The sequence below is a fragment of the Gammaproteobacteria bacterium genome (genome assembly GCA_015709635.1).
In the GTDB taxonomy this organism is placed as follows: Bacteria; Pseudomonadota; Gammaproteobacteria; order Burkholderiales; family Nitrosomonadaceae; genus Nitrosomonas.
The window spans coordinates 2,101,946-2,118,346 of sequence record CP054180.1; the positions used below are offsets into that span (position 1 = coordinate 2,101,946).

Sequence of the window (16,401 nt, forward strand, 5' to 3'; positions counted from 1 at the left end):
ATTTTGCTCGCGTTTCCGCCTACGGTAGTTTGTAGACCCAGTAGCCGCCTTGTTGGTAAATCAGTTGCGCTACGTCCAGTTCCGTCGGGGCTTTTTTGTCGACAAACGGTAGCATTCTGGCCAGCAGGGTTTGGCTGCTTTTTTCGTCGCTCAAAAAGAATACTCTGATTTCTTCGTCCGCAACCGATTGCAGCGTGTAGGTGTTGAAGTCGTTTTCCTTCAGTTGCACTTTCATTTGGTTGATCATGCCGTGCATGTTGCCGGTCATCGGGAAGTTCTGGAACGCTACGCCGATTTTGTCCGGGTGCATGAGCCCTGCTTTGTACAGGTCGGTGACGTGGACGATGAGGTAGGTTTCCCGGTCTGAGCCTACCAGTTCCCGCAGTTGTTTGACGCCTTCTTCCGCAGGGGCGGTCAGGGCTTCGCTGAAACGCTTGAATTGTGCGCGTTCTTTTTGACTGGCTTTGCTTCCCCAGAATTGGTTTTCATACGCTTGGATCGCTTCGCTTTGTTCCAGCCAGGGTACCGGTATCATCAGCGGTTCGTTCAGGTGGCTGGTGAAGAGTGTGTCGTTGCCGGTGAGCAGTTTGATTTGCCGCGAGGTGTCCCACCATGACAGTATCAGGGCGTCTTTCGGTGCGTGCCTTTTGATCACCGCGGCCAGTGCGCTGAGTTCCGATGGTTTGCGGTCGAAGTTGTACAGTATTTCGTTGGTGCTGTTCTTCCAGTAGATCAGTACCGGTGCTTCATCGTCCTGCCGCGCTACCATGAATTCGGCAATCGGTTTGGCTACTCCGTCCGCTTGTACTTTGTATTGACTCAGTTTCAGTTCCGGCCAGCCCGATAGGTCCATTTTGCTGAACTTCTCGCTATTGCCTTCCGCAACCAGTTGATAGTGATAGGGGACAGGTACCGGCTTGAACCATAAATACGCAAACCAGCCCAGTAAAAGCAAACCTCCCGTCACCAGGAGGATTCCTAATGACGGGAGTAGTTTGTCTCCCGATGACCGCACTGCCTTGGCTGTGCGGTCTTCTGCGTTAGCGCTTATCAAGCTTCGCTTTGCTTACGTTTGCGCCAGCCTGCCAGTGCCAGTGTTCCGGCTAGCAGCATGCCACCGCCTAAACCGCCCAGCGAGATTTTCTCTGCTGTGCCGTCCAAGTCGAGTAGGCTGGTTTTCTTGCTTTCAAGATTTTTAACACGTTCTTGCAGTGCAACCATTTCACGGATGCGGGTGTTTTCGTCTTGAATTTCAACGTAGGCGCGGTTGATCGGACCCCAACCTTCGGTGTAGGTCCAGCCGCCCGGGTTAACGTGCGCCAGGCCTACGTGCATTTTGGCCAGGTCGTTTTCATGCATTTCCAGCACTTTCAGTTCGATCGCTGCAGGGCTGTTGCCTTTCGACCAGAACAGTTGAGCAAAGTAGGCGTAGCCTTCTTTTTCCGGTGCAGGTGGTGCAGGACGGTTGGTTTTTTGTCCTGTCAACAGGCCTTCTTTGTACAGTTGGTGTACGATGGCGTTGGCTTCTTGGTATTTAGCCAGTCCTTCCAAAGTGCCTTTGTCCATCAGGTCGAGGTAGGAGCGGGCAAAACGTTCCGAGTGGCATTGGGTACAAGTAACCACCCATGAGTCCAGACGTTTTTCCGACCATTCGCTCTTGATGTTTTCCGCAATTCCAGGAACAAACGGGTAGTTCGCCCAACGGATTTTTCTGACCATGTTGTGGCTGTATTCGCCTTCGTATTCCATGTGGCAGCCGGCGCAGGTCGGTGCGCTTTGTTTGCCCACTGCATACGCGTCTTTCAGCGGTGCTTCCCAGTTCCATTGGTTGCCCAGCATGCCGACAATTTTGCCGTGTTTGGACATGGAGTACGCTTCCCAGTTGTTGTGGTCTACGCCGCTGTGACAGGTTGCGCAGGCTTCCGGTCTGCGGGATTCCGCTGCTGAGAATTCGTGACGGGTGTGGCATGAGTCACATTTGTTTTGGTTGGTGTGGCACATCGAGCAGCCTTCGGCTACTTCGCGTTGCGGCATCGCCGCCCATACGGTGGTTTCCACGTTGGCTTTGTAGTCCAGTGCGTGCGATGGGCGTCCGTCCGGCCATTGGTCGTGCGGCCAGATCATCGTGTCGCGTTCCGATTCGCGTTCCGCAAATTCTGCCAAGTGACAGGTGCCGCAGACGTCCGCCGTCGGCATTCTGATGTCTTTGGTGTGGTCGGCTTTTTTCTTCGCGCCAATGTCGACGTGGCAGTCGATACAGCCAACTTCTTTCAGGTTTTCCCCTTCAGCCAGTCTGCCCATCGAGCGCAGGTTCTTTTCGATGTCTTCCAGTTTGGCTTTCTTATAAAAAGTAGGTTCGCCCGCTTTCAAATTGCGAATCTTGTCCAGGTTCGCATGGCTGCTACGCTTCCACGCTTGTACCCATACCGGTGATTCGTCGGTGTGGCATTCCACGCATTCTTTGCGGCTTGCCACTTCTTTGTTAGTGGTCGGTGATTTGTAAAATGTCGCCGGGTCCAGGTAAATCCCGTACGGTATCGGTTCCCAGTATTGCGCCAGCGTGCCCCGTCCCGCTCCTTGCGCAGGATCCTTGTAGCGCTTCACTAACGCTTCGTGCAGTTCCTTCGGCGTTACTTTCGCACGATCCAGTTTCAGTGCTTCGTATAATTCGTTCGGTACAGTCGGTATGTCAGCGTGCGCCGCTCCTATCAGCAACCCTCCCAGCATCACCGCCAATACCTTCGGCCATAGCTTGCCTTTCATCTCTCTCTCCTTTGGTTTTCCATATTGCTTCCCTTATACCTTACTTACCTATTTCTCTTCTTCTTGTTCTCGACCATCCTTGAATACCCCCAATACCAGCCAGTATCCATAACGACTCTTTCGCTGTCCGCTCTCTTACTCTACCTTCAAAAAACCAGACAGCATGCCTCCCGTAGACTACTGAGTCACCTCTTCACTGTCAAGGGGAAAACGGTGCACCCCCCTTAAAACCCTTAAAAATATCTAACTTTTAATCTACTCAATTTTTATTGATTTTACTAGAAAAATAGAATTTTTTCTTTTAGCTATTCATTCCCTTGATTGCAGCTGATAGCCGATTTTTATAACGTGCGGCCTTATTTTTATGAATAATACCTTTGCCAGCGATTGAATCGACAGTCCTCAAGGAGCTATTAAACGCATTTTGAGCCAGCTCTTTATTTCCATTATCTATCGCTTTTCTTACTGATTTAATTGCAGTACGTAATTTAGACCGCAAGCTAACATTATATTCCCTACGCTTAATCGCCTGCCTCACACGCTTTCTTGCTTGTGCACTATTAGCCATAAAAATCCAAGCTCCTTTCAAAGAAAAAGGTTTGAATACTACTTCCTTTTTTTCCTTATTGCAACCATCGATAGGGTTCGACACTCCGAAGAAGCTCCCCCAATCAAGAATAAGAAAAAATAGTAACTACTTAAATTGAAAACGATCGGTTTGTGCCAGATCGCGGATATAGGAATACGAATTGAAGCAGCTCGAAACCCGAAAATTAATATTAGCGTGATCAAATAGTTTCAAGCGACTGATAACAAAAAGACACTTCGAAGTAATGGAAAATTGATGTTGAGCAAGAAGAAATCAATATTTGAACACGTGGATCAAATTACTTCAAACCAGAAAAACAAGGTGAGACTGCCTATCTACCAAAAAACTAGAGGATGTAAGAACTTCTGTGTAAACGGTCATTTGACGGGAAGCCGTCATTACTTTTTAAGGAGTAGAAATGACTGTAAGTAACGAATTGATCGATAGCCTGCTGGTCGATTACAAGAAACCCGAGGATTTGATAGATGAGCATGATCTGCTCAAGCAGCTCACCAAGAAATTGGTCGAGCGGGCATTGGAAATCGAGATGGCTGAACACCTTGGTCATACCCGCAACGAGCCGGTTGCCAACCCTGCCGGCAACACCCATAATGGCAAGAGCAAGAAGACGCTCAAAGGCAAGTTTGGCGAATTGCCGATCGCAATTCCGCGTGACCGCTGCGGCGGCTTTGAGCCAGAGATCGCCCCCAAGCATCAAACCCACTGGACGGGCTTCGACGACAGGACTCTGTCACTGTATGCCCATGGTATGACGGTGCGAGAGATTCAGGGTCATCTGGAAGAGATGTACGGGGCCGAGATCTCCCCCACGCATCGGAAAAGAAAACACTATTATCTCAAACTTCGGAATTTGTTCAGCGTTTTCCTAGTAACAATAAAGAGTCACTTTACGGAATTCGATTGAATCTGGGCATTCAGGACTCAGAAAGAACCACAGAGAAAAGTCGCTTCTCTGTGGTTTCTAATCTCACAATACAGCAATTGTTATATTATGCTACCCTGCGTCGGCGTGCTGAAAAACCGACTAAACCAATACCTGCCAGCAGCATCGCATAGGTTTCCGGTTCTGGAACAGCCGTAACATATTCGTAGCCGATTGTAACCGAGTAGTGATTCGGAATAGAGCCGAGATCATAGGCCAAGTTAATGGAATGATCCGCAAAACCATAACTACCCACCCCCTGTCCCGCAGCCAACATAATTGCAGGATCAACCGGACTGCAGCAAGCAGACGGATCAACATAAGGCGCGATCGCAAAAGCGGAGGCACTGGTCGTATTGCGCAACGTTAACAACCAACCATCCAGACTTGTTGCCGTTACTGAAGAAAGATTTCCTAATGCATTGATTACGTTAGTGGTACCAAACCCAAGCCCAACAGGAACACCTTGATCAGGATCAATGCCAACACCCCACTCTACATGGTTTGCAGTAGCACCCGTATTATTGGTTAATTGAACTTGCACTGCGACATGACCATCAATGGGAATACTCACCGTCTCAACTATATTCCATCCGCCACCAACTCCAATATTCGTAACAATGGCGACATTGCCTGTTACCGCAAAAGCTGTAGAACTCAATGGATTGTTTCCAACAGCTTCATCAGCAACTGCAACAGTCGCGCCATTGGCATTTAACCACCAGTTGGATGCAAAGGTACCGTGATTGACATATTCCCTCCCCAAGAAGCTTAAACCAAGTGAGCCAGCAGGAGAAAAATAACCAGCATCATCAATCGTGGCGGAAGTACTAAAACCGCTAACTACAGTTGAGGCAGCATGCGCCGTAGCGGTAAACATACCGTATAGTGCAATCGCGGCAACTTGTCCTAGGTAACTCTTTTTCCACTCGAGTTTCATAATGACTACTCCTTTAATTAAGGATTGCAACATAAGCTATGACTAGGCTTAAGTCTCAAATCACTTATTTTTATAACATTCTGAATATCTTCCTGTCTGAAATTCATTCTATATTTCAGTATTTTTAATTATAAGTACACGAATCCTGAAGTACATAGGACATCCTTCCTTTAAATACCTAGTACATTGCGCCTACTTTTCTAGTATATATGTACTAATTAATTGCGATTTTCACATTACAGCAAAGACTTTTGTGATTCTGAAAGCACAATATTTAAATCGGAGCCCTTATTAAGCCCGTAAATAAAAAAGCCACAGAAAAATACAATTTCTCTGTGGCTTTCAGTATTAAATGATTATACTGACTACAGCACTCTACGGCGGCGCGCTGAGAAACCAATTAAACCAAGACCTGCGATAAGCATGGCATATGTTTCTGGTTCCGGGACAGCCATGATGTATTCGTAACCAAAACTGACCGTATGGTGATTCGGAACAGAGCCAAGATCATAAGCCAAATTGATGGAATGATCTGCAAAACCGTAGTTACCGATACCTTGAGCTGCCGCTAACATGACGGCAGGATCAATCGGACTGCAGCAAGCGATGGGATCAACATACGGTGCGATCGCAAATGCTGAAGCACTCGTGGTGTTATGCAGTGTCAATGCCCATCCATCCGCGCTTATTGCTGATACGGAGGCAAGATTCCCCAGTCCATTAATTATATTAGTGGTACCAAACCCAACACCACCTGGAATACCCTGGTCCGGATCAATGCCAACACCCCACTGCACGTGATTGGCTGTAGCACCTGTATTATTTGTCAGCTGCACTTTAACAGCGACATGACCACTGGTAGGAATGCTCACAACTTCCACCACACTCCAGCCACCGACGCCGCCACCAAGATTGGTAACAACGGCAATATTACCGCCGACAGCAAAAGCTGTTGATCCCAAGGGATTGCTTCCGGTCGCTTCGTCAGCAATTGCAACCGAAGCACCATTGGCATTTAACCACCAATTGGATGCAAAAGTACCGTGATTAACGAATTCTCTACCATTGAAGCTCAAACCGAGCGCGCCAGAAGGAGAAAAGTAACCGGCATTATCGATTCTAGCGGAGGTAGTGCCAAAACCGCTAATCGTAACAGGCGCAGCTTGTGCTGCAGTAATAAATGTGCCACACAACGCAAAAGCTACTGCGTGTGCAAGACAACTTTTTTTCAATGCGAATTTCATAATTCACTCCATAAATTTAAGATTGCAACAAAAACCGGTTATTCGTACTACGCCGACAGTCAGCTTCAAGTCATTCACTCTGCTACGCCACTTTAAATATGATTCAACCCAGAGATTCATCCACAACACCAACGTGCTTAATTATAGTTTTGTAAATCCTTAAGTACATAGAACATTTCTCCCTTTTTATTAGTACATATGTACTAACAAAAAGGGAGAAATGTTCTTCGTGCCGGTAAATTTACAAGTGGATTTATGGATGAAATGCGCCGTCGGGTTTCATAAATGAGTCTCGTGAAAACTTGAAGCGCTTAACCGAACTTACCGGTAATATAATCTTCCGTCTCGCGCTTCCGGGGCTTGGTAAAAATCGTATCGGTATCGCCAAACTCGATCAATTCGCCCAGATACATGTAAGCGGTATAGTCGGAAACACGAGCTGCTTGCTGCATGTTATGCGTCACAATCGCAATGGTGTAATCTTCCTTCAATTGGAAGATCAAATTTTCGATGCGCGCGGTGGAAATCGGATCGAGCGCTGAAGTCGGTTCATCGAACAGCACCACCTCGGGCTTCACCGCGATCGTACGCGCAATACACAAGCGCTGTTGCTGACCACCGGAAAGACTGGTGCCGCTTTGATTCAATTTGTCCTTGACTTCCTCCCACAGTGCAGCTTTTTGTAGCGCCCATTCCACCCGTTCGGCCAATTCGTAACGATTGAGCGTTTCATACAATTTCACACCAAATGCCACATTATCGAAGATCGACATCGGAAATGGCGTTGGCTTCTGAAATACCATCCCCATTTTGGCACGCAAAATATTTAAATCCTGCGCCTTGTCGAGAATATTCGCGCCGTCCACCATGACTTCCCCTTTGGCGATCTGGCTCGGGTATAGTTGATACATGCGATTCAACGTGCGTAGCAGGGTCGATTTCCCGCAACCGGAAGGGCCGATGAAAGCCGTGATTTTATTTTTCTGAATCTGCATGCTGATCGACTTCAGCGCATGAAACGAATCGTAATAAAAATTCAAATTGTTAATGGTGATTTTTGCAATATCCGCCGGTGAATGGTCGTCAGTCATTTTTGATTTCAGTTTAAAAGGTCGTTTTTGTGCAAGAAAAAGCGCGTCGCAATATTTAATCCAAGAACGCTCAGCGTGATCAACAACGCACCGGTCCAAGCCAATTCCTGCCAGTATTCGTAAGGACTCATGGCAAATTGAAAAATGACGACGGGCAGATTCGCCATCGGGCGGTTCATATCCGCATTCCAGAACTGATTGTTAAGCGCGGTAAACAACAAAGGCGCCGTTTCACCACTAATGCGCGCAACCGCCAATAAAATACCGGTCATGATGCCAACCCTGGAAGCGCGCCAAGTGACCAGCGTAACCACTTTCCAGTACGGCGCACCCAATGCGATCGCGGCCTCGCGCAAGCTATTGGGAATGAGCCGCAGCATATCTTCGGTGGTGCGCACGACAACCGGGATAACGATCAATGACAGTGCCAGTGCGCCGGCCCAGCCGGAAAAATGACCGACTTTGGCGACATAGATCGTATAAACAAAAAGACCGATGACAATGGATGGCGCGGATAACAATATGTCGTTCACAAAGCGGGTAGCCGGTGCAAGCCATCCACGTTGACCAAATTCAGCCAAATAAGTGCCAGCCATGATACCGACCGGCGTACCGATGAATGTCGCCAGCGCAACCATGACCAGACTGCCAAAAATCGCATTCAGTAAACCGCCGGTATCGCCCGGTGCCGGCGTCATTTGCGTAAAAATAGTATGACTGACTCCGCTCAGCCCCTTATCGAACAGAGTCAACAAAATCCAGAACAACCAAAACAAGCCGAACAGCATCGCCAAAACGGAAAACGTCAGATTGATTGCATTAACGATACGGCGGCGGGTATAAATGGAAATCATAATATGGCCTTAGGAAGCAGTACCTTCACGCTTCTTCAATCGTAACAAAAGAATTTTAGAGCAAGCCAGCACCACGAAAGTGATCAGGAACAAAATCAGCCCTAGCTCGATCAAGGCCGCGGTATACAAATCGCCATCGGCTTCCGTGAATTCATTCGCCAATGCGGAAGCGATGCTGTTTCCCGGCATGAAAAGCGATGCGTGCAACTGGTGTGAGTTGCCGATGACAAATGTAACCGCCATCGTCTCACCCAACGCACGGCCGAAACCGAGCATAATCCCGCCGACCACACCGCTTTTAGTGTACGGAAGAACCACATACCAAATAACTTCCCAGGTCGTCGCACCTAGCCCATAGGCCGATTCTTTGAGCAGCGCGGGGACGACTTCAAAAACATCGCGCATGACCGAAGAAATAAAAGGAATTACCATGATAGCCAGGATAATACCGGCCGTCAGCATGCCGATACCCATGAAGGCGCCCTCGAACAAAAAGCCGATTCCCGCGATTTCGCCCAACGTACCCTGAATCCACGGCTGTATATGTTGAGCAAAAAAAGGAGCAAATACGAACAATCCCCACATACCGTAAATAATGCTGGGAATACCAGCCAGCAGTTCAATGGCCGTCCCTAGCGGACGACGTAACCAGGGTGGGGATAATTCGGTCAGAAACAGCGCAATGCCAAAACTGACCGGAATCCCGATCGACAATGCAATCAGCGAAGTAATCAATGTCCCGATGATGGGCACCAGCGCACCGAACTTCTCCGTGACCGGATTCCACTGCGTACTCCATAGAAAATCGGAACCGAACGTTTGTAGCGCCGGCCAGCTGCCGATAATCAGAGAGCCGATTAAAGCAGCCAGCAGCAGAAAAACAACCATCGTAAAAAATAAAGTTGCTCTGCGGAATATCGAATCAAGGAGCCGTTGCCTTTTTAATTTTGTTGCGGCGTGTGCTGTTGACATCGTTTTTGTCACGCCGGATTGAAGGCGCGCAAGGCTTATTTTAGTGATAACCGCTAGCAGGAAATGATGGCGCATGGTTATTAGGCAATCTTGGATTTTTTACCGATGCTTATTGCGCTGCGTAAATCACTTGACCTGCCTTACCCTTGATCCTTGTTCTCCAGGAATCCTCAATCAGCTTCACGATATCGTCCGGCAATGGAATGTAATCGAGCTCCAAAGCTATCTCGTCACCGTGCGCATAAGCCCACTCAAAGAACTTCAACACCTCCAATGCTTGTGCAGGATTCTCCTGAGCTTGATGCATCAGCACAAAAGTAGCACCGGTGATGGGCCAGCTGTTCTGCCCGGGTTTATTGGTAAGAATCTCGTAAAATCCCGCATTCTTGTCCCAGAGCGTATTGATGGCAGCCGCCTTGAAGCTGTCTTCGGCCGGTATGACATAAAAACCGTCGCGATTCTGCAATTGCACAAAACTCATTTTATTCTGTTTGGCGTAAGCCGCTTCCACGTAGCCGATTGAATTCTTGATTTGCTTCACGAAGTTGGCAACGCCCTCGTTACCTTTCCCACCGGTACCGATTGGCCAGGCTACCGAAGCATCGGCACCGATCCTTTCTTTCCACTCCGCGTTGACTTTGCTCAGATAATCGGTAAACAGGAAAGTTGTGCCGGAACCGTCCGCGCGATGCACCACGGTAATGTTATTGGCTGGTAAATGAATGCCGCTATTCAATTCGGCAATCACCGGATCATTCCATTTTTTAATTTTGCCAAGAAAAATATCGGCAAGAACAACTCCGGTTAATTTGATCTCACCTCCCTTTACGCCTTCCAAATTGATTACCGGCACTACGCCGCCAATAACGGTAGGAAATTGAGTCAAACCGCTTTTTTCCAGCTCTTCTACCGTCAGCGGTTTATCCGAGGCACCAAAATCGACAGTCTTGGCCTTGATTTGCTTGATGCCTCCGCCGGAACCAATCGATTGGTAATTTAAACGGATGCCGGTTACTTTTTTATAGGCATCCGCCCATTTGGCATAAATCGGGTAAGGAAAAGTCGCACCGGCGCCGGTGATATCGGCAGCAATTGCCGGAGTAACAAAAAATACAGCAATAGAAATAAGTAATAAGCCAAATCGCAGTTTCATCTAACATTCTCCCACTAGGAAATAACGTACACATTGAGGTAGAAATCTTAATTGGCTGATATGACAGGAATATGACAAACCGGTATACATGAAAAACCTCCCGGGATGAATCTGCCACTGGCAGCGGCAGCCGGGAGGCCCACTTCGAGAAGAAAACGACTTACAGTCAGAAAATAGAACCCAATTCAAAACGCCCCCGATCTCTTGGATCGTCGTGACACTTCTCCAGTCGAAGTGCTTGGGCTAAGCGGTTTTATCTACACTATTAGAGGGGAGCGTAGATGACCATCAACCTGCAACTCGCATTTGTCTAAGTGATCAATAAACCACCGGAAACATGGCGAGTAAATGAAATGAAATCACCGTAGAGCCGGTTAAAACGGGAAAGTCCATTCCTTGGTCCAATCATCGCTTGCGTCTTTGAATGCGCCTGCGAAATCGACGACATCGAAGAACGCATCGCCAACCGCAGCACCCCCTAATGTCAAAGGCGATCCGGTTTTGGGTAAATAACCATCCAGCAATGGATCTTCTGCTTTATTTTCCGGTTGAGACGAGAACCAATCAGATACTTTAAACGTCGCACCATCTCCATCCGCAAAATTCTTAGCGCACTGAACAAAAGAATTTTGCATCGTCAATTCGCCCGTTAAACTACCTGGAGCACCGGCATTGGCATAAGTCGATGCGCTATCAATCCGCACACAAACCGGTGAACCGGTAATGACAGAATTCCAAATATTCCCCGCTGTGCCGCGGCGCAGCAAAATACCTTCCGTAGCACCGGTATCATTGCGGCCGATAATGGTGAAGTTGGATAAAACAGGATGCGCACGTGGCAGGCTGTCGTGGTTTTTCTCGTTATTATCCGCTTCGATACCGCGGTCACCGATACCGGCGGATTGTTTCACCAGAACGAATTGTGCCTGGCCTTTGAAGCCGCTGGTCCAATCGAACGCATCGTCACGATTGTCAGTCAACACCAAATGCTTCATCCGCACCGTACCGCCGAACATTTCCACACCGTCGTCCAAACCGGCATGCACTTGTACATAATTAATCACCGTACCTGAACCGACACCCATCAGCGTCAAGCCATTGAGTTCTTCGTCCGGACGGACGGCAAATCCGGCAAAAAGAATTTGCGTGTATTTAATGACACCGCTGTTATCGGTTGGATTGTTACCGCCGAAAAATTCCGACGTAATCGCTTCAAAAGGCGCTTCGCACAGCGGCACACCCACATTACAACCATTGATCGGCGCATTACCGGCGATCAGCAAGCCACCCCATTCACCGGGTGATTGTTGCAATGGACCGGACATCACAATCGGATTATCCGGGGTTCCTTCCGCCATGATTTTGGAACCGCGTCTCACGAACAGATAATCCGCTCCCGACTGACCGAAGATTTTGGTGCCGGGATTAATGGTAAGGGTTGCACTTTGTGTGTTATTGCCGCCGACATAAACGCCACCCGATAAAATCCAATTGATGTTTTTCGTCAGAGTGACATCCGCTTTTATTTCACCGTTCAACATACAAGAACCGGCGCTAGGACCTGCCGTTGCAAAACTCGGGCAACCTTGGAATGCGTTATTGACAAGCTGATCCACGGCAAAACGCAAGGGATTGGAACCGGGCACTAACTTTAATTTTGTGTAAAAATCATCCGCTCCGACGGTAACCGACGCGATGTGCACCGCGCTGGTATCGGAATCAAAAACGTTACGCTGACCGGTCGTTGCCGCAATGGGACTGGCGGCAATCAACTGCAGATCGCTGCCGCTTAATTGCAATTGCGCGCTGTAGAATGAAGATGTGCTGCCGCTTAAAACTTCCACGACAGGCAGATTGACAATACCCGTTGCCGGATCAAAAGTTGCAGTTGCTGCGTGCCCGTTCAGTGCGGTAGCACTCAGCAAAACTGCTGATGCAGTAATTATTTTTTTTATATGACTTGGCTTAAACATAATTTGCTTACCTCAGAGTTGTTTTGAGTATGCAAATCTATCAAGCCCAAATGACAGTGGTATTACGTGAATATGAAAACTGATATCGCTATCAAACTACCCCCACCTTGATCATTACCGAAACAATTAGAACCTAGTCCAATGATCCGCGACAATTTGCCCGTTCTCAATGATAAAGCGGTAGTTATAGTCATCTATGCGGTAAGTCCAGACTTCCCGCTTGATATAGATAATGCCGCCGAAAGCCCGGGTTTGCACAAGTCCCAGATCCATCCGGATATGCGGCTCGCCCATATTGATCAGCAGCTTATCCGCTAAATCACCCTTGGAAATGATATTGCCGTTAGGTGCGCGAAAACCGCTCAGCAGCATAACCAATGCAACTGCAGTTAACAAAAGGAAGAATTTTTTCATGATGCAATCCTCGTCAAAAATGGTTTGTCCGTGCGGAAAACTTCCCGCTGCCGGATACCACTTTAACCCGAGGAAAATTAATGCAGACTGAACCGCTGAGAGGATTTACCGGCAGCAGCTCGTGCTGCTTATTTTGAAAAAATTTTGATTAATACGCCAAGCGCACACTGAGATTAAAAAAGCGCCCGCGGCGGAACGCCCGGGTGACCTCGTCACCTTGGGTCACGCGAATCTCGGAATCGAGCAAGTTTTGCATGGAAACTTGCATCGACAATCCTTTATACAAATTCTGGCTAAAGACAAAATCCAGCTGGTGCACGGGTTGCTCGTATTTATCCGGCGCACCCAGCACGCCGGCCGCCATAATGCGTCTGCTGGAGACGTTGTATAACAGGGTAGCCTGCGTTTTCCACTGCGGATTGTCATAGCCGATCTGAAAATTGACGATTTGCGCGGAGTGACCTTGCAGCGGCCGGTCGTTGGTCGTTTGCGCTTTCAGATTCTCGGCATTCAATTGCACATTCGAGGCCGACCAGGTGTAGTTGCCACCGACATAAAAATTCTGTAACACGGGATGCACAAAATCCAATTTTTTCAGGAGCTCCAACTCAAATCCGAAAATCCTCGCTTTATCGGTATTCTGATAGGTATTGAGACCGGCGGTACCCGGCACCGCAACCAACTCGATCGGTCGAGTCAAATCTTTCCAGAAAAATCCGGCAAAAATATTTTCTGTCGGCGACAAGTAATATTCCCAGCGCAAATCCCAATTGGTAATGGCCGTTTGCTTCAGGTTGGGGTTACCGACAGTTTCCTGATTGGTATTGATATCGGTAAACGGGGCTGACGATAATTCCCTGAAATCCGGGCGTGACAACGTTTGACTGAAACCGGCGCGCAGCTGCTGCTTAGCGGTAAGAAACAGCGTGGCGACCGCGGACGGCAGCATATCCACCCGGCTCAACCGGGCTGTCGTAGGATTGTTGTTCAGCGTGAAGGTATTAACCCGCTGATCGTTGTCTTCCCAGCGCAATCCGCCGGTAATGTTGAGCCGGTCGTACATCAGCCAATCCACTTTCCCGTAGTAAGAAAAGAGATCCTGGCTAGCATTGTACTTGTCGCTGGGGCGCGTCACATCGCGCAGCTGAAATCCATTGCTGCCGATATACTGCGGCTGCAATATGCTTTGCAACGACGACTGCGCGAAAACCGCCGGATTAAACCCATCCGGACCGACCGGAAAGTAATTGAACCGCTGGATCGTCGAATCTCTTGATTTGCTCTGGGTGATAAAACCGCTGCCTAAAATCACCTTATGATTGAACGACGGTTGTACCGGCAGTTTTCCATCGACCCGCCAGCTCTGATCCTTATCGACCAAATCCGCATACATGATTTGGTTATTATCCGCGCGTTGCGCAAAGAAATAGTTACCTTCTCTATCGGCGTCAAAACGGTAATCGCGCGTTTTAGGCTCATCCCGGTTGGCGGTGGCGTTGGTATACAGCCAGTTTATGGAAAAATCCTTCAACCAATCGAATTGATGTTCTCCGCCTACTTGGGCCATCAGCAGTTGATTGGAAAAGAACTTCAGCCTGGTTCTGCGGATATCGTTGGTTTCCGCATCGGTAAATCCTTGCGAGATCCTGGCTTCATCGAACGCCTGGCGCAGAAACATCGTTCTGGCGAATAGCTTGTGATGATCTTTGTATTGCAATTCCGTGCCCGCATAACCGGTCAGCTGCGCTTCGCTTAACGAGCGCTGCATATAAAAATCCTGAATCTTCCGCAAGCTGCCGTCACCCGTGTCGGCGGCGACAAATTCCCGGTTAATTTCATTCTGTTTCCTGAATTCGCGTTTCCACCCGGCCGCACCGATATAACCCAGGCGGAAATCGCCGAAGGTGAAGCTATCGCCGACGGATGCCTGAATACCGGTATCGGGTGCGCGTTTTTTCCGGTCGACGTTCCATACACCGGATAAATCTTCACCAAACCGCTCGATCTGCGCGGGCGTAAAGCCGGTGGGATTAAAAACAGATGCCGGCCTTATCGTCCCGCCATCCTTGGTCGCATCTGCAATCGAATCCGGCAATGCACGGGCACCATCGTCGAAGCTCGTAAAATCAAGCCCACCTCCCTTGTAGGCCAGGCCGTCCTGAAACGTCGTATTGTCATTGAGGCCCGCTTGCAAATTCAGATTAAAGAAAAACGCATCGGGAATTCCACGCGTGCGCATCTCCAGCGTACCGCCGGCAAACTCCGCGGGACGGTCGGGCGAATAGGTTTTTTGCACCATCACACTTTCCAGGATATTGGTCGGAAACAAATCCAGCGGCACGACACGCCGGGTCGCATCCGGACTGGGGATTGCGGCGCCATTGACCAGCGTCGAGGAAAAACGCTCACCCAGGCCGCGGATAAAAATGAATTGACCGCCTACCAGCGTTAACCCGGAAGCCCGCCGCAGCGCGCTGGCGGCATCGCTGTCGCCCGCCCGGCTGAATTGTTCGGCACCCAAAACCGTCGCCACCGATGTTGCCGTGCGTTGTTCCTCGATCACCGATGCCACGGTTCCGGCAAGATGCGGCTCCAGCACCACGTATTCGGCCAACTCCACGCCTGCCGGCGTTAGCTTGAAGCTTAACGGCGTGCTTTGATCCTTTTCAATTTTTACTTCATCCAAGGTCTGACTGCTGTAAGCGTTGTGCAGCAGGGAAACACTGTAACTGCCCGCCGGTATGGTTGCGCTAACCTGACCTTGTTCATCGGTGCGGAATTTTTGTTTCAAACCGCTAAAAAAAACTTGCACGTCTTTGACCGGCTTTTGTGTCTCCGCCGATATCACTTGCACCGTAATCGTTCCTTCACCCTCATCACGCTTCACTTCCCCAACCTTTTCCGATCCCGCCATCGTACCCGCCACAGAACTTTCGATATTCAGCAACGGTTTCTTCTTACCGGCATAGAAAGTAATAAGAATCTGCGCGTTCTCAGCGGGACGCAATGGCAGGTCGAAAGTAAATTCCTGTTTTTTTGTTTTGATAGTGAATTGATAAAATCCGGGCGGCAGTTTCCCGGCCAAACTTCCGCTCGCATTGGTTTTCAGCGGCGCATCGCCCCCCGGCCGCCAGCTGTAAGTGGCCGGAGTCGCTTCAAAAATCAGGACTGCGCTGGATTTGTCATACGATTCGCTGCTGATGGATACTTCGGCATCTGCGACCGGCAAACCATTTTGAAACAAATGAATCGCGAACTCAGCTTTTTCCTCGCTTGCCCAGGCAGCGGCGCTTATTAAAACAATCGAAAATGAGCAGCAGGCCCAGAAAATTTTTTTTAGTTTTGTATTCATTTGGCGTAACAAGCCCCTTCTCCACCCGCAAACCGGTTGCGCATGAAGATCAATTCTTAGTTAATCGAAAAGGAAAGCGTCGCGGGGTGGTGGTGTTAAGGCGGCATCGATAA

At 48.9% G+C, this 16,401-nt stretch carries 10 protein-coding genes and 3 pseudogenes; 1 reads left to right on the forward strand and 12 read right to left on the reverse strand.

The features are described from left to right. Positions 1-19 precede the first annotated feature (19 nt). From haoB to rpsT, 3 genes are all read right to left on the reverse strand, one after another. Entirely contained in the window at positions 20-1,054 is a 1,035-nt protein-coding gene (haoB, locus tag HRU78_10015) for a hydroxylamine oxidation protein HaoB (GenBank protein QOJ23941.1), read from the reverse strand. Beyond that, complete coding sequence (locus tag HRU78_10020) at positions 1,051-2,763, reverse strand: hydroxylamine reductase (GenBank protein ID QOJ23942.1); 1,713 nt, start codon at positions 2,761-2,763, stop codon at positions 1,051-1,053. The genes haoB and HRU78_10020 overlap by 4 nt, the downstream gene beginning before the upstream one ends. 301 nt (positions 2,764-3,064) lie before the next feature. Further along, positions 3,065-3,331: a 30S ribosomal protein S20 gene (rpsT, locus tag HRU78_10025; protein QOJ25008.1), complete on the reverse strand. Its 267-nt coding sequence runs from the start codon at positions 3,329-3,331 to the stop codon at positions 3,065-3,067. Positions 3,332-3,770: 439 nt separating this feature from the next. Here rpsT and HRU78_10030 point away from each other — a divergent pair. Next, a pseudogene (locus HRU78_10030) lies at positions 3,771-4,184 on the forward strand (transposase). Positions 4,185-4,362: 178 nt separating this feature from the next. Here the strand turns inward: HRU78_10030 and HRU78_10035 are convergent. The 9 genes and pseudogenes from HRU78_10035 to HRU78_10075 all read right to left on the reverse strand — a co-directional run bounded on the left by HRU78_10035 (position 4,363) and on the right by HRU78_10075 (position 16,288). Further along, positions 4,363-4,452 (reverse strand): annotated as a pseudogene (locus tag HRU78_10035) (PEP-CTERM sorting domain-containing protein). Positions 4,453-5,600: 1,148 nt separating this feature from the next. Beyond that, positions 5,601-5,693, reverse strand: a pseudogene (locus HRU78_10040) (PEP-CTERM sorting domain-containing protein). 1,097 nt (positions 5,694-6,790) lie between these two features. Next, positions 6,791-7,570, reverse strand: a complete 780-nt coding sequence (gene pstB, locus HRU78_10045) for a phosphate ABC transporter ATP-binding protein PstB (GenBank protein QOJ23943.1) — start codon at positions 7,568-7,570, stop codon at positions 6,791-6,793. A gap of 8 nt (positions 7,571-7,578) precedes the next feature. After that, entirely contained in the window at positions 7,579-8,424 is an 846-nt protein-coding gene (pstA, locus tag HRU78_10050) for a phosphate ABC transporter permease PstA (GenBank protein QOJ23944.1), read from the reverse strand. A gap of 9 nt (positions 8,425-8,433) precedes the next feature. Continuing rightward, positions 8,434-9,396, reverse strand: a complete 963-nt coding sequence (gene pstC / locus HRU78_10055; GenBank protein ID QOJ23945.1) for a phosphate ABC transporter permease subunit PstC — start codon at positions 9,394-9,396, stop codon at positions 8,434-8,436. A gap of 109 nt (positions 9,397-9,505) precedes the next feature. Beyond that, positions 9,506-10,549, reverse strand: coding sequence for a phosphate ABC transporter substrate-binding protein PstS (pstS, locus tag HRU78_10060; GenBank protein QOJ23946.1), 1,044 nt, complete (start codon positions 10,547-10,549; stop codon positions 9,506-9,508). A gap of 374 nt (positions 10,550-10,923) precedes the next feature. Beyond that, complete coding sequence (locus tag HRU78_10065; GenBank protein ID QOJ23947.1) at positions 10,924-12,522, reverse strand: hypothetical protein; 1,599 nt, start codon at positions 12,520-12,522, stop codon at positions 10,924-10,926. Between the two features lie 126 nt (positions 12,523-12,648). Further along, positions 12,649-12,936: a hypothetical protein gene (locus tag HRU78_10070; protein ID QOJ23948.1), complete on the reverse strand. Its 288-nt coding sequence runs from the start codon at positions 12,934-12,936 to the stop codon at positions 12,649-12,651. Between the two features lie 148 nt (positions 12,937-13,084). Next, positions 13,085-16,288, reverse strand: coding sequence for a TonB-dependent receptor (locus tag HRU78_10075; GenBank protein ID QOJ23949.1), 3,204 nt, complete (start codon positions 16,286-16,288; stop codon positions 13,085-13,087). Positions 16,289-16,401: the final 113 nt, after the last annotated feature.

Excerpts from the sequence above, each read along its gene's own strand:
- HRU78_10020 (QOJ23942.1), bottom strand. The coding sequence starts at position 2,763 with ATGAAAGGCAAGCTATGGCCGAAGGTATTGGCGGTGATGCTGGGAGGG.
- pstA (QOJ23944.1), bottom strand. The coding sequence starts at position 8,424 with ATGATTTCCATTTATACCCGCCGCCGTATCGTTAATGCAATCAATCTG.
- pstS (QOJ23946.1), bottom strand. The coding sequence starts at position 10,549 with ATGAAACTGCGATTTGGCTTATTACTTATTTCTATTGCTGTATTTTTT.
- HRU78_10065 (QOJ23947.1), bottom strand. The coding sequence starts at position 12,522 with ATGTTTAAGCCAAGTCATATAAAAAAAATAATTACTGCATCAGCAGTT.
- rpsT (QOJ25008.1), bottom strand. The coding sequence starts at position 3,331 with ATGGCTAATAGTGCACAAGCAAGAAAGCGTGTGAGGCAGGCGATTAAG.
- HRU78_10075 (QOJ23949.1), bottom strand. The coding sequence starts at position 16,288 with ATGAATACAAAACTAAAAAAAATTTTCTGGGCCTGCTGCTCATTTTCG.
- pstC (QOJ23945.1), bottom strand. The coding sequence starts at position 9,396 with ATGTCAACAGCACACGCCGCAACAAAATTAAAAAGGCAACGGCTCCTT.
- HRU78_10070 (QOJ23948.1), bottom strand. The coding sequence starts at position 12,936 with ATGAAAAAATTCTTCCTTTTGTTAACTGCAGTTGCATTGGTTATGCTG.
- pstB (QOJ23943.1), bottom strand. The coding sequence starts at position 7,570 with ATGACTGACGACCATTCACCGGCGGATATTGCAAAAATCACCATTAAC.